The organism is Streptomyces tubercidicus (genome assembly GCF_027497495.1).
GTDB classification, from domain to species: domain Bacteria; phylum Actinomycetota; class Actinomycetes; order Streptomycetales; family Streptomycetaceae; genus Streptomyces; species Streptomyces tubercidicus.
This window is the reverse complement of the sequence record NZ_CP114205.1, coordinates 3,099,336-3,112,509: the sequence shown is the minus strand read 5'-3', so window position 1 is coordinate 3,112,509 and position 13,174 is coordinate 3,099,336. Positions and strand designations below refer to the sequence as shown.

The 13,174-nt window shown below is 69.0% G+C and carries 10 protein-coding genes; 7 read left to right on the top strand and 3 right to left on the bottom strand.

Going from position 1 to position 13,174, the window contains the following annotated elements:
* Positions 1 to 218: 218 nt before the first annotated feature.
* Positions 219 to 758, bottom strand: coding sequence for a GNAT family N-acetyltransferase (locus STRTU_RS13275; protein ID WP_159743729.1), 540 nt, complete (start codon positions 756 to 758; stop codon positions 219 to 221).
* A gap of 631 nt (positions 759 to 1,389) precedes the next feature.
* On the opposite strand from STRTU_RS13275, the gene STRTU_RS13270 reads away from it, so the two are divergent.
* The 7 genes from STRTU_RS13270 (at position 1,390) to STRTU_RS13240 (ending at position 12,274) form a co-directional block, all read left to right on the top strand.
* The gene (locus STRTU_RS13270; protein WP_269777355.1) at positions 1,390 to 8,157 is read left to right on the top strand and encodes an Ig-like domain-containing protein; all 6,768 of its coding nucleotides are present in this window, start codon (positions 1,390 to 1,392) and stop codon (positions 8,155 to 8,157) included.
* Between the two features lie 250 nt (positions 8,158 to 8,407).
* A complete protein-coding gene (locus STRTU_RS13265) occupies positions 8,408 to 8,791 on the top strand; it encodes a hypothetical protein (protein WP_159743727.1) in 384 nt (127 codons plus the stop codon).
* A gap of 16 nt (positions 8,792 to 8,807) precedes the next feature.
* Positions 8,808 to 10,001, top strand: coding sequence for a glutathionylspermidine synthase family protein (locus STRTU_RS13260; protein ID WP_159743726.1), 1,194 nt, complete (start codon positions 8,808 to 8,810; stop codon positions 9,999 to 10,001).
* Between the two features lie 144 nt (positions 10,002 to 10,145).
* Positions 10,146 to 10,373 (top strand): hypothetical protein, encoded by a 228-nt coding sequence (locus STRTU_RS13255; protein WP_159743725.1) that lies wholly within the window; start codon positions 10,146 to 10,148, stop codon positions 10,371 to 10,373.
* Positions 10,351 to 10,878, top strand: a complete 528-nt coding sequence (locus tag STRTU_RS13250; RefSeq protein WP_159743724.1) for a DUF6879 family protein — start codon at positions 10,351 to 10,353, stop codon at positions 10,876 to 10,878. Before STRTU_RS13255 ends, STRTU_RS13250 begins: the two co-directional genes overlap by 23 nt.
* A 24-nt stretch (positions 10,879 to 10,902) precedes the next feature.
* Entirely contained in the window at positions 10,903 to 11,757 is an 855-nt protein-coding gene (locus tag STRTU_RS13245) for a helix-turn-helix domain-containing protein (RefSeq protein WP_167539141.1), read from the top strand.
* Between the two features lie 340 nt (positions 11,758 to 12,097).
* Positions 12,098 to 12,274 carry a hypothetical protein gene (locus STRTU_RS13240; RefSeq protein WP_167539140.1) on the top strand — a complete coding sequence of 59 codons (177 nt, stop codon included), beginning with the start codon at positions 12,098 to 12,100 and terminating at the stop codon, positions 12,272 to 12,274.
* 213 nt (positions 12,275 to 12,487) lie between these two features.
* On the opposite strand, the gene STRTU_RS13235 is transcribed toward STRTU_RS13240, so the two are convergent.
* Together STRTU_RS13235 and STRTU_RS13230 are read right to left on the bottom strand one after the other, a co-directional pair.
* Positions 12,488 to 12,709 carry a DUF6879 family protein gene (locus STRTU_RS13235; protein ID WP_371873588.1) on the bottom strand — a complete coding sequence of 74 codons (222 nt, stop codon included), beginning with the start codon at positions 12,707 to 12,709 and terminating at the stop codon, positions 12,488 to 12,490.
* Positions 12,710 to 12,804: 95 nt separating this feature from the next.
* Entirely contained in the window at positions 12,805 to 13,161 is a 357-nt protein-coding gene (locus tag STRTU_RS13230) for a hypothetical protein (RefSeq protein ID WP_246240444.1), read from the bottom strand.
* Positions 13,162 to 13,174: the final 13 nt, after the last annotated feature.

Sequence of the window (13,174 nt, the reverse complement as noted above, 5' to 3'; positions counted from 1 at the left end):
AGACGCGTACGCAGCTGCGGCCACCGCCCCTGTCGTCGCCGGGAGTTCCTGGCCGGAACCCGACGACGGCCGAGCGGTGGCCGCGCTGTGTCACGCTGACAAGGCCGGACAGGATCACTGATACGACCGTTCTCCCACAGCTTCTTGATCGCCGGGTACCCCGGGCGCGGCGGCTGCGCGCGGCGCCGAAATACGCTGCTTGTTGCGGTCGGCCCGCGCTACAACTCCCGTACGAAGCACACCCGGTCCAGCCCCGGCCCGTCGTAGTCGCCGTGCACCGGGACGCCGTCGTCGTCGATCCGGTCGCCCGGCTCCAGCTGGAATCCCATACGGGTGTGGTACGCGATGGAGTTGCGGTTGTTGGGGCTGGTGATGCAGCGGACCTGGCTGCGGCCGGCCGCGCGGGCCGTAGCGAAGAAGCGGTCGTAGAGGGTGCTGCCGATCCCCTCCCGACGGCCCTCCGGGCACACGCCCGCGAAGTGGATATACGCGGTCCTGGGGTCCGTCTGGGACAGGAAGCCGATCAGAAAGGCGTGCAGGGTCTGGTCGGGCCGCTCGACCAGGAAGCTGGTGTCGGCGAAGTGCTGAAGCCAGAGGCGCGGTACGAGCAGCCGGCGCTGCTGTGCGCCCGCTTCGCCGCCCAGGCCGTCCCACCAGTCGGTGAGGGCCTGCCGAAGCCGCGCGTGGTCCCCGGGGACCGGGCGGCACAAGGTCAGATGTCCGGACAGCTGTTCCAGCGCTCGGGCGTGCTCGGTCATGGTCTGGCTCCTCCGTCCTCGGGGGTGAACGGGCTCTTGCCCCGATCATTGGCCAGCGTAGACGGCGGTTGATCCGGGCGACTGGCGAAAAGTCGCCTCTCGCCTGGTCAACTCCCTGACGTCTAGGGTCGGTTGAGGCGGCAAGGGGAAGTCGCCGCCCCGCTCGCCTGACCCTGCGAATGCGTTGCGCTGGCAAATCAGCGGATGTCCGTCAGCTCCCCACCCGCGTGCGCCTCGCCCCCAACTGCGCTGTTGTGCAACGGCGTTGAGGGTGGTGTCGGCGCCGCTCCCGGTGGCGTCCCGTACCCACCGGGCGTCACCAGTGCTGACCCCTGCCACATCTACGCCCGGTGGCGCGCGCCCCGCTGCGTCCTGAGCGCCACCTCGCGCTGCGCCATTCAGGGTAATTGGGTGTGACGCCTATGGCGTGGCGGCCTGAATGGCGCGCCTACTGATGTTACTGACCGGCGGGTTGCATACCTGGCGGGGGGCTTCGGTATGCAGATGCGAATTCACATCGGCTGTCCTTGCCGTGCCCGCTCCCAGGTTGATGCCCACTTCCCGCAGCAGCACCGGCTCCGCGGGGAGCTGAACGGCCCGCCAACATCCAGCAACCGGAGGGCCAGAGAGCATGGCACCCACCTTCACCTTGGCGAGCGCATCACCAAACCCGGCTGTGTTCGGACAGCCGGTCACTTTGACCGCCACCGTCATCCCGCTGGGGCTGGGAACACCCACCGGCACCGTGACCTTCGTCGTCGCCGGCGGGCCCACCCTGACCGCCCCGCTCGTCGGGGGCACCGCGACCGTCACCACGACCGCTATCCCCATCGGTTTTCATACCTTCACTGCGAACTACAACGGCAGCCCCCAGTTCTCGCCGTCCAGCGGCTTCGGGTCCATCACGATCAACAAGGCGTCGACCTCCACCGTGGTGACCTCGTCCCCGGACCCGTCGAACTTCGGGCAGACGGTCTCCATCACCGCCACCGTCACACCGGTCGCGCCCGGCGCGGGCACCCCGACCGGCACGGTCACCTTCGTCATCGGCGGTGGCGGGGGCGGCACGCTGACCGCCCCGCTCGTCGGCGGTACGGCCACCGTCACCACCAGCACGCTCACCCCCGGCACCCACCTCATCACCGCGACCTACGGCGGCAATGCGCAATTCAATGCGTCGACCGACACCGATACCCAGACGGTGCAGCAGGTTCTGACCCCGACGACCACCACGGTCACCTCATCCCCCGACCCCTCGGTCTTCGGCCAGCCGGTGACCTTCACCGCCACCGTCGCACCCGTCCCGCCCGGCTCGGGCACCCCGACCGGCACGGTCACCTTCGCCATCTCCGGCGGCCCCACCCTCATCGCGACGCTCTCCGGCGGCACGGCGACCATCACCACCAGCAGTCTCAGCGTCGGCCCGCACACCGTGACCGCGACCTACAGCGGCAGCGGCACCTTCGCCTCGTCGAGCGGCACGGACACCCAGACGGTCAACAAGGCATCGACGACCACGACCGTCACCTCCTCGCCGGACCCGTCGTCGGTCGGCCAGCCGGTGACCTTCACGGCCACGGTCGCCCCGGTGTCGCCCGGCGCGGGCACCCCGACCGGCACCGTCACCTTCGTCATCTCCGGCGGCCCGACCCTGACCGGCACCCTCTCCGGCGGCACGGCGACCGTCACCACCAGTTCGCTGACCGCCGGTACGCATACGGTCACCGCGACCTACAGCGGCAACGGCAACTTCAACCCCTCCACCGGCACGGACACCCACACGGTGGGCCAGACGGCGACCACCACGACCGTCACCTCCTCCCCGGACCCGTCCGTGGTCGGCCAGTCGGTGACCTTCACGGCGACGGTCGCCCCGGTGCCACCGGGCGCGGGGACCCCGACCGGCACGGTGACCTTCGTCATCTCCGGCGGCCCGACCCTGACCGGCACCCTCTCCGGCGGCACGGCGACCGTCACCACCAGTGCGCTGGGCGCCGGTTCGCATACGGTCACGGCGACCTACAGCGGTGACGCCAACTTCTCCGGTTCGGTGGGTACGGACACCCAGACCGTCAACCAGGCATCGACGACCACTACGGTCACCTCGTCGCCGGACCCGTCCGTAGTGGGGCAGTCGGTGACGTTCACGGCCACGGTGGCGCCGGTGTCGCCGGGCGCAGGCACGCCGACCGGCACGGTGACCTTCGTCATCTCCGGCGGCCCGACCCTGACCGGCACCTTGTCCGGGGGGACGGCGAGCGTCAGCACAAGTGCCCTCTCCGCCGGCACGCATACGGTCACGGCGACCTACGGCGGTGACGCCAACTTCTCCGGTTCGGTGGGTACGGACACCCAGACCGTCAACCAGGCATCGACGACCACTACGGTCACCTCGTTCCCCGACCCCTCCGTGACGGGCCAAACGGTCAACTTCACCGCCTTTGTGGGACCGGTGTTCCCCGGCGGCGGCGTCCCGACGGGAACCGTCAGCTTCGTCATCACGAACGGGGTCACCACGGTGACCCTCAGCGGCACCCTCGACGGCGCCGGCGTCGCGACCGTCAGCACCAACGGGCTGGTCACCGCGGGCACTTACACCGTCACCGCGACCTACAGCGGAGACGCCAACTACACCGGCTCCAGCGACACCGACACCCAGACCGTGAACCAGGCGGCGACGACCACTACGGTCACCTCGTCGCCGGACCCGTCCGTAGTGGGGCAGCCGGTCACCTTCACGGCCACCGTCGCGCCGGTCGTGCCGGGCGTGGGGACCCCGACCGGGACGGTGACGTTCGTCATCAGCGGCGGTCCGACGCTGACCGGCACCCTCTCCGGCGGGACGGCGAGCGTCACGACCAGCGCGCTGAGCGCCGGTACGCATACGGTCACGGCGACGTACAGCGGTGATGCGAACTTCGCGTCGTCGGTGGGTACGGACACGCAGACGGTGGGGCAGGCGTCGACGACCACGACGGTCTCGTCGTCGCCCGACCCGTCGGTGTTCGGTGAGCCGGTGACGTTCACGGCGGTCGTCGCGCCGGTGGCGCCGGGCGCGGGCACGCCGACCGGGACGGTGACGTTCGTCATCAGCGGTGGTCCGACCCTGACCGGCACCCTCTCCGGCGGGACGGCGAGCGTCACGACCAGCGCGCTGAGCGTCGGCACGCACACCGTGACGGCGACGTACAGCGGTGACGCCAACTTCACGTCCTCGGTCGGTACGGACACGCAGACGGTGGGGCAGGCGTCGACCACTACGACGGTCACTTCGTCGCCGGACCCGTCCGTGGTGGGCCAGCCGGTGACGTTCACGGCGGTCGTCGCGCCGGTTTCGCCGGGTGCGGGTACGCCTACGGGCACGGTGACATTCGTCGCGACGGATGGCGTGACCACGGTGACGCTGACCGGCACGCTCAGCGGCGGTACGACCAGCGTGACCACCACTGGGCTGGTGACCGCGGGCGTGTACACGGTGACCGCGACCTACAGCGGTGATGCGAACTTCGCGTCGTCGGTGGGTACGGACACGCAGACGGTGGGCGCGGCGTCGACGACCACGACGGTCACTTCGTCGCCCGATCCGTCGGTGTTCGGCGAGCCGGTGACGTTCACGGCGGTCGTCGCGCCGGTCGCGCCGGGCGCGGGCACCCCGACCGGGACGGTCACTTTCGTCATCAGCGGCGGTCCGACCCTGACCGGCACCCTCTCCGGCGGGACGGCGAGCGTCACGACCAGCGCGTTGAGCGTCGGCACGCATACGGTCACGGCGACGTACAGCGGCGACGCGAACTTCACCTCGTCGTCCGGTACGGACACCCAGACGGTGAACCTGGCATCGACGACCACGACGGTCACTTCGTCGCCGGACCCGTCGGTGGTGGGCGAGCCGGTGACGTTCTCGGCCACGGTTTCGCCGGTTTCGCCGGGTGCGGGTACGCCTACGGGCACGGTGACGTTCGTCGCGACGGATGGCGTGACCACGGTGACGCTGACCGGCACGCTCAGCGGGGGCACAACCAGCGTGACCACCAGCGGGCTCGTCACGGCGGGCGTCTACCTCGTCACGGCGACCTACAGCGGTGATGCGAGCTTCACGTCGTCGGTCGGTACGGACACCCATACGGTGGGCGCGGCGTCGACGACCACGACGGTCACTTCGTCGCCCGATCCGTCGGTGTTCGGTGAGCCGGTGACGTTCACGGCCGTCGTCGCCCCGGTGGCGCCGGGTGCGGGTACCCCGACCGGGACGGTCACCTTCGTGATCACTGGTGGTCCCACGCTCACCGGAACGCTTTCGGGCGGTACCGCGAGCGTCACGACCAGCGCGTTGAGCGTCGGCACGCATACGGTCACGGCGACGTACAGCGGCGACGCGAACTTCACCTCGTCGTCCGGTACGGACACCCAGACGGTGAACCTGGCGTCGACGACCACGACGGTCACCTCGTCGCCGGACCCGTCCGTAGTGGGCGAGCCCGTGACCTTCACAGCCACGGTGGCGCCGGTTTCGCCGGGTGCGGGTACGCCTACGGGCACGGTGACCTTCGTGGCGACGGACGGCGTGACCACGGTGACCCTCACGGGCACGCTCAGCGGGGGCACGACCAGCGTGACCACCACTGGGCTGGTGACCGCGGGCGTGTACACGGTGACGGCGACCTACAGCGGCGACGGAAGCTTCACCGGTTCGGTCGGTACGGATACGCAGACGGTGGGCGCGGCATCGACGACCACGACGGTCACGTCGTCGCCCGACCCGTCGGTGTTCGGCGAGACGGTGACCTTCACGGCCGTCGTCGCCCCGGTGGCGCCGGGTGCGGGTACCCCGACCGGGACGGTCACTTTCGTGATCACTGGTGGTCCCACGCTCACCGGAACGCTTTCGGGCGGTACCGCGAGCGTCACGACCAGCGCATTGAGCGTCGGCACGCATACGGTCACGGCGACGTACAGCGGCGACGCGAACTTCACCTCGTCGTCCGGTACGGACACCCAGACGGTGAACCTGGCATCGACGACCACGACGGTCACTTCGTCGCCCGACCCGTCCGTAGTGGGCGAGCCGGTGACCTTCACAGCCACGGTCGCGCCGGTTTCGCCGGGTGCGGGTACGCCTACGGGCACGGTGACCTTCGTGGCCACGGACGGCGTGACCACGGTGGCGCTGACCGGCACGCTCAGTGGCGGTACGACCAGCGTGACCACCAGCGGGTTGGTGACCGCGGGCGTGTACACCGTGACCGCGACGTACAGCGGTGACGGAAGCTTCACGGGCTCGGTCGGTACGGACACCCATACGGTGGGGCAGGCGTCGACGACCACTACGGTCACCTCGTCGCCGGATCCGTCCGTAGTGGGTGAGACGGTGACGTTCACGGCCACGGTGGCGCCGGTTTCGCCGGGTGCGGGTACGCCTACGGGCACGGTGACCTTCGTCGCGACGGACGGTGTGACCACGGTGGCGCTGACCGGCACCCTCAGTGGCGGCACGACCAGCGTCACCACCAACGGCCTGGTGACGGCGGGAAGTTACTCCGTGACGGCGACGTACAGCGGCGACGCGAACTTCGCGTCGTCAGCCGGTACGGACACCCAGACGGTGGGCCAGGCGTCGACAACTACTGCCGTGAGTTCGTCGCCCGACCCGTCGGTGGTAGGCGAAACGGTCACGTTCACGGCCACGGTCGCGCCCGTCGCGCCGGGCACCGGTACACCTACGGGCACGGTGACCTTCGTCGCCACGGACGGCGTGACCACGGTGGCGCTGACCGGCACCCTCACTGGCGGCGCGACCAGCGTCAGCACCAACGGACTGGTGACAGCGGGCAGTTACTCCGTAACGGCCACGTACAGCGGCGACGCGAACTTCGCGTCCTCCGTCGGTACGGACACCCAGACGGTCGGCCAGGCATCAACGACCACAACGGTCTCGTCCTCGCCCGACCCGTCGGTGGTGGGCGAGACGGTGACGTTCACCGCCACGGTCGCCCCGGTCGCGCCGGGTGCCGGCACGCCCACGGGCACGGTGACGTTCGTCGCGACGGACGGCGTGACCACGGTGACCCTCACCGGCACACTCAGTGGCGGCACCACCAGCGTCACCGCCAACGGTCTGGTCACCGCCGGAAGTTACTCGGTCACAGCGACCTACGGCGGCGACGGAAGCTTCACCGGCTCGGTCGGTACGGACACCCACACGGTGGCCGCGGCGTCGACGACCACAACGGTCTCGTCCTCGCCCGACCCGTCGGTGGTGGGCGAGACGGTGACCTTCACCGCCACGGTCGCCCCGGTCGCGCCGGGTGCAGGCACCCCCACGGGCACGGTGACGTTCGTCGCGACGGACGGCGTGACGACCGTGACCCTCACCGGAACCCTCAGCGGCGGCACCACCAGCGTCACCACCAACGGCCTGGTCACCGCCGGAATCTACTCCGTAACGGCGACCTACGGTGGCGACGCGAACTTCGCCTCGTCCGTCGGTACCGACACCCAGACCGTCAACCAGGCGTCAACGGTCACCGTGCTGTCCCTGGCGCCGAACCCGTCCGTCGCAGGGGAGACGGTGACCTTCACGGCCACCGTCGCCCCGGTCGCGCCGGGTGCGGGTACCCCGACGGGGACGGTCACCTTCGTCGTCACCGGCGGTCCGACGCTGACCGCCACCCTGTCCGGCGGGACGGCATCCGTCTCGACCAGTGCGCTGGGGGCCGGCTCCTTCCCGGTCACCGCGACCTACAGCGGTGACGCCAACTTCACCGGGTCCACCGCCACCGACACCCAGATCGTGGGCCAGGCGTCCACGACCACGACGGTCTCGTCCTCGCCTGACCCGACGGTGTTCGGGCAGACAGTGACCTTTACGGCCACGGTCGCCCCGGTCGCGCCCGGATCCGGCACGGTGACCGGCACGGTGGTCTTCGTCATCGACGGTGGTGGGGGCGGAACGCTCACCGGCACCGTCGCCGGCGGGGTCGCGACCGTCACCACCAGCACACTCGACGCCGGTACCCACAACGTCACCGCGACCTACAGCGGCGACGTCAACTTCACCGGTTCCACCGGCACCGACACCCAGACGGTGAGCCAGTCGGGCACGACCACCACGGTCACCTCGTTCCCGGACCCGTCCGGGGCCGGCGACACGGTCACCATCGTGGCGTTCGTGACGCCGGTGGCTCCGGGCAGCGGAATCCCGACCGGAACCGTCACCTTCACCGTCACGGACGGGGTGACCACCGTGACCCTCACCGCGACGCTCGACGGTGACGGTGTCGCCGCGGTCAGCACCCCGCTGGCCACGGCCGGCAGCTACCTCATCACCGCGGTCTACGGAGGTGACACCAACTTCACGGGCTCCACCGACACCGACACCCACACCGTCACCGGAGCGTGAGTCCGAGTCCGAGTCCGAGTCCGAGTCCGAGTCTGAGCTGACCTCCGTCCCTTCTCGACTTCCTTCTCCTGTAGTGCGCAACACCGTCGGGCCGTCCTCGTCAGGGCGGCCCGACGCCTGTCTGCTCCCGGTCTGTCGGCCCCCGGCCCGTTTGTGCCGGCGCCGGACGGCACCTCGTTTGCGGCGGGCCCACGGGGGCCGTTTACGCTGACCCCGCTCAAACAGATGTTCACGGGGGAAAGGCAAAGACATGGCAGAGAAGGCACGCCGGCGGCTGCGGTCGAGCACGGTGATCCTGGGCGGTATGGGCGCGCTCGCCGCCGCCCTGACGTCCTGCGGCTCGGAGCCGGACAAGCGCTGCGTCGACCGCAACAGCTACGACACGCTCAAGGGCTACCGCATCGTCGACTCCAAGAAGTGCTCGGCGAGCGGCAGTTCGTCCTCCGGGAGCAGCGGTACCGGCAGCGGCGGCCGCGGCGCGAAGCGCACCGACGCCCAGTGGTACTACGACCCGTCCAACAAGGGCGGCTCGTACGCCGACAGCGGCACCTTCAGCAAGAGCACGGCCGTCAACCGCGGCGGCTTCGGCTGCTCGGGCTCGGGCGGCGGCTCGCACGGCTCCTTCGGCGGCTGAGCGGCGACGGCACGGCATGGAACGCCACACCATCGAGCCGCGCCCCGGCTGGCAGCAGACCGTCGAGGCGCAGGGCCTGATCTACCCGCTGACCCGTTACCCGGACGATTCGCTGCGCCCGTACTGGGACGAGAGCGCGTACTACTCCTTCACGCTCTCCGAGGTCGAGGCCCTGGAGGAGGTCGTCGAGGAGCTGCACGGCATGTGCCTGGCTGCGGCCGCGCACATCGTCGAACAGGACCGCTTCGCCGACCTCGGCATCGACGACCCGCGACTGGCCGGGCTGATCGCCGAATCCTGGCGCCGCCGTGACGAAATCCCCTCCCTCTACGGGCGGTTCGACCTGCACTACGACGGCAGCGGCCCGGCCAAGATGCTGGAGTACAACGCCGACACCCCGACCTCGCTGGTCGAGGCCGCCAGCCCGCAGTGGTTCTGGATGGAGGAGCGCTTTCCCGGCGCCGACCAGTGGAACTCGCTGCACGAGCGGCTGGTGGCGGCCTGGAAGCGGCAGGCCCCGCTGCTGCCGCCCGGTGCCCCGCTGCACTTCGCGCACTCGTCGGGCGACGAACTCGGCGAGGATCTGATGACCGTCGCCTATCTGGAGGAGACGGCGCAGCAGGCGGGCCTGGAGACGGTCGCCATCTCGATGGAGGACATCGGCTGGGACCGGCTGTCGGGCCGCTTCGTCGACCAGCGGCTGCGTTTCATGCGGGCCTGCTTCAAGCTCTACCCGTGGGAGTGGCTGGCCAGCGACGACTTCGGCCCCTACGTCCTGGACACCCTGGACAACGGCGGCGGCACCGGCTCCACCCTCTGGATCGAACCGTCCTGGAAGATGCTGCTCTCCAACAAGGCGCTGCTGGCGATCCTGTGGGAGCTCAACCCCGGCCACCCGAATCTGCTGCCCGCCTACCTGGACGGGCCGCGCGAGCTGGCGCAGACCCGCGGCTACGCCGCCAAGCCGCTGCTCGGCCGGGAGGGCGCCGGGGTCACGCTCCACGAGCCGGGCGCCGAGCCGGTACTGCGGGCGCCCGGCGACCCCTGCTGCTACCAGGAGCTGGCGCCCCTGCCGGACTTCGACGGCAACCGGGTGGTCCTCGGCGCCTGGGTCGTCGAGGACGAGTCGGCCGGCCTCGGCATCCGCGAGTCGGCGGGCCCGGTCACCGATGAGTACGCGCGGTTCCTGCCCCATGTGATCCTGAGCTAGCCGCGCCACCCTGCGCGGCCAGGTGCCGCGCCAGATCGCCGGAACCTTAAACCCGTGCAAGTTCATGCAAGTTCAGTGCGCAGCAGGGTGACTTAAGCGCAAGCTCATGGATAGAGATCGTCTTCAATGAGTGAGGATGGCACCATGGCATTGCACATGCTTGGCAAGGACCCGAACTCCCCCGAGGGTAAGTCCGCCACCGTCTATTACGACGACGTGACTGACAAGTACCTGGTCCAGGGCCTGAAGGTGCTGGACGACGAACGACTCTCCCAGTTGGATCTTCCGGACCATGAGACGGTCGTGGAAATCCCCAAGTACATGACACAGTTCTTTCCGGAGGTACGCGATGGCGGCCGAGCTGACGTTTAGCGAGCTGTTCAGGCAGGCCAAGCGTTCCGCCGTTCACCTGGAGATGAGGGACGGCTACATGCGATCCGACCCGCGCTTCGTCTCCTGGCGGCAGGCCCCGCAAAGCGTTCCTGCCGAGAACGACCCGGCCTCGCGCCCCTGGCTCGCCCTGATGCAAGAGATCACCACGCGCGGTGTGGAGGTCCGACGTGCTCGGATCTTCTCCGAGCCCATGAGTGACTACCTCCGCTTTGAGCACCACCTCACGCCCAGCAACGTGGAGGCCGGCGAGCAGGTGCGCTGGCTGCCACGTCGCAAGGTGTCGGACCTGGCGCTCCCAGGCAATGACTTCTGGCTGTTCGATGACAGCCTGGTCGTCTTCCTGCACTTCACCGGGGATGGCGAGCTGTCACCCGAGGGAGACGAGGAGCGGACGACGGAACCAGCCATCGTGCAGCTCTGCTCGACGTCTTTCGAGGCGGTCTGGGAACGCGCAGTCCCGCACGAGGTTTACCGGCCGGTCTGATCCACGAACAGGGCTGAACTCTCCGTGTCCCCGTCGTCGCCGTCGTCCAGCATCCAGCAGGCCAGGGAAGCGCTGGGGAAGCGCCTCCGCGAGATCCGCCAGGACTCCGGTCTGACCGCCCGCGCTGTGGCGGCGGCGGCAGGGTGGCATGAGTCGAAGAGTTCCCGGCTTGAGAACGGCCGAACTCTGCCCTCCGATGAGGACATTCGTACCTGGACCCGGATCTGTGACGCCGAGGGCCAAGCTGCGGACCTCATCGCGACCGCCCGTGGCATCGACGGCATGTATGTGGAGTGGCGGCGACTGGAAAGCGCCGGCCTGAAGCATGCCCAGGAGTCCGTGCTGCCGCTCTTTGAGCAAACCCATTGGTTCCGCTTCTATCAGTCGTGGGTCATTCCAGGGCTGCTCCAGACCCAGGACTACACACGCGCCATCCTTAACACGGTTGCCTCCGTCAGGGACACTCCTGGCGACACTGACGAGGCTGTCGCAGCACGGATGGAGCGCCAGCGTGTCTTGTACACGGGAGGACGCCGGTTCGCCTTCCTGATGGAGGAATGGGTTCTTCGCACGGTCATCGGAGATTCCGGCACGATGGTCAGCCAATTGAGCCACCTGATCGGAATGGCGGCCACGCCCTCCTTGAGCCTTGGTGTGATCCCCATGGGGGTCGTGCGTGGCAATGCGTGGCCGTGCGAGTCCTTCTCTCTGTACGACGAGAAACAGGCATCCTGTGAGCTCGTGTCCGCCAGCCTCACCGCGAAGCGACCGAGCGAAATCGCCGAGTACGCCAAGACGTTCACCGAACTCGCAGGCATCGCTGTCTACGGGGCGGCAGCCAGGAAGCTCGTTACTTCGGCAATTGACGCGCTCGGGTGACGGTGTGCAAGTTCGTAGAAGTTCATTGAGCTGAGTCTTTCGCTCTCCATACCGTCGGGAAGACCCGTTTCCGTGCTTTAGCTGTCGCGCCAAGGGACGTCAGCGAATGCGAATGCTCTGTGGCCAGGGACACACGATGGCTGAAGAACAGGCGGCCTGTGGGCCTGCCACATCTGCCGGCGATAGTCGGATCCTGAAGACTCCCGCCCCGGCGGCGGAAACCTGGACAGTCGAGCAGCCGGGGCGGGTGACCAACCGCAAAGGAAACCCCTTTGCGGCGTATGGGTCATGCCCTCGACCGTACGGCGGCATGGCTCCTCGCGAAAGAGGAGGTTGGTGCATGAGCGTTGTGAGCGTCGATACATACGAGACGCGCACACCCGACACCGAAGGCTGGCGCGGTGTGCCCTTCCGCCACGAGGCGGAGATGGAGGAGGACGGCGGCAAACATGATGGCGGCCCCATGCCCCCCGAGGCTCCGCGTGAACCGTCGCCACAGGGCGGGGACGGCAAGTAACCCACGCTGCTAAGGGCGAAAGCGCCCCTGCTCCGGCACGTGGCCGGATCAGGGGCGCGGTGCATTCAGCGGATGAGTTGCCATGTGGACAGGGCACAGCTGGGGCCGCCGACGCGGACGGCGAGGCCCGACAGTCCAGCGTCCGGCAGGCCCTCCCGGGCCTGCCGGACGCTGGACGACGACGTCACGTTCGAGTGTTCCGGGTGGGTACGGTCAAACCGGCCGGTACTCCTCGTGGGGAGTCGCCCGTTCCCAGATCGCTTCAAACGCGGATACGCATGCGTGGACCACACCGGCGTCGGTCACCAGCTCTTCACCGGTCATCTCCCCATCACCGTTGAAGTGATTGCACAGCACCGACGAACGGTCGAAGACCCAGCAGTCGTTGCCCGGCAACAGCAACGAGGAGGCTCGCCGACGGGGGAGCCAGCGCACCGACTCTCCGGCCTTGACGTTGTGTGACCCGCCACCCTTGCAGCTCCGCGCCGCCAAGGCCCCTGCTCCGCGGCGTGCGCGGACGGGTGCCCGTCTCATCCGAACGCCTCCGCCGGAAGCCGGGGCCCTTCGCCGTCGGCGTCGTCCGGGGCGTCGTGGCCGAGAGCCGTCAAGCGCCTGCCCCGGCTGTCGGCCACCCGGCGCACATCGGCAAGGTTTGCGGTCAATTCGACGGCCAGCAGGTGCAGTTCCCCGGGTGTCCACGCCCGTCCGGCGAGCAGGTGGCCGGCTTCGTCGATGAGATCGTCGGCCGAGCAGAGCTGCTCTTCCTCGATCCGGTCGGCGATGCGGGAGACATATCCGGTCCCGTCGCCTGCCAGGAAGCACGGTTTCCCGTCCGGGCTGGTCCACGGCAGCAGCCGGACGAAGTCCCTCGCTGTAGCGTTGGACATGTCATCAACTCCC

What these genes read in the sequence shown, in the direction of transcription:
- STRTU_RS13255 (WP_159743725.1), top strand. Translation starts at nt 10,146, where the DNA reads ATGGCATTGCACATGCTTGGCAAGGACCCGAACTCCCCCGAGGGTAAG.
- STRTU_RS13240 (WP_167539140.1), top strand. Translation starts at nt 12,098, where the DNA reads ATGAGCGTTGTGAGCGTCGATACATACGAGACGCGCACACCCGACACC.
- STRTU_RS13265 (WP_159743727.1), top strand. Translation starts at nt 8,408, where the DNA reads ATGGCAGAGAAGGCACGCCGGCGGCTGCGGTCGAGCACGGTGATCCTG.
- STRTU_RS13250 (WP_159743724.1), top strand. Translation starts at nt 10,351, where the DNA reads ATGGCGGCCGAGCTGACGTTTAGCGAGCTGTTCAGGCAGGCCAAGCGT.
- STRTU_RS13260 (WP_159743726.1), top strand. Translation starts at nt 8,808, where the DNA reads ATGGAACGCCACACCATCGAGCCGCGCCCCGGCTGGCAGCAGACCGTC.
- STRTU_RS13275 (WP_159743729.1), bottom strand. Translation starts at nt 758, where the DNA reads ATGACCGAGCACGCCCGAGCGCTGGAACAGCTGTCCGGACATCTGACC.
- STRTU_RS13270 (WP_269777355.1), top strand. Translation starts at nt 1,390, where the DNA reads ATGGCACCCACCTTCACCTTGGCGAGCGCATCACCAAACCCGGCTGTG.
- STRTU_RS13230 (WP_246240444.1), bottom strand. Translation starts at nt 13,161, where the DNA reads ATGTCCAACGCTACAGCGAGGGACTTCGTCCGGCTGCTGCCGTGGACC.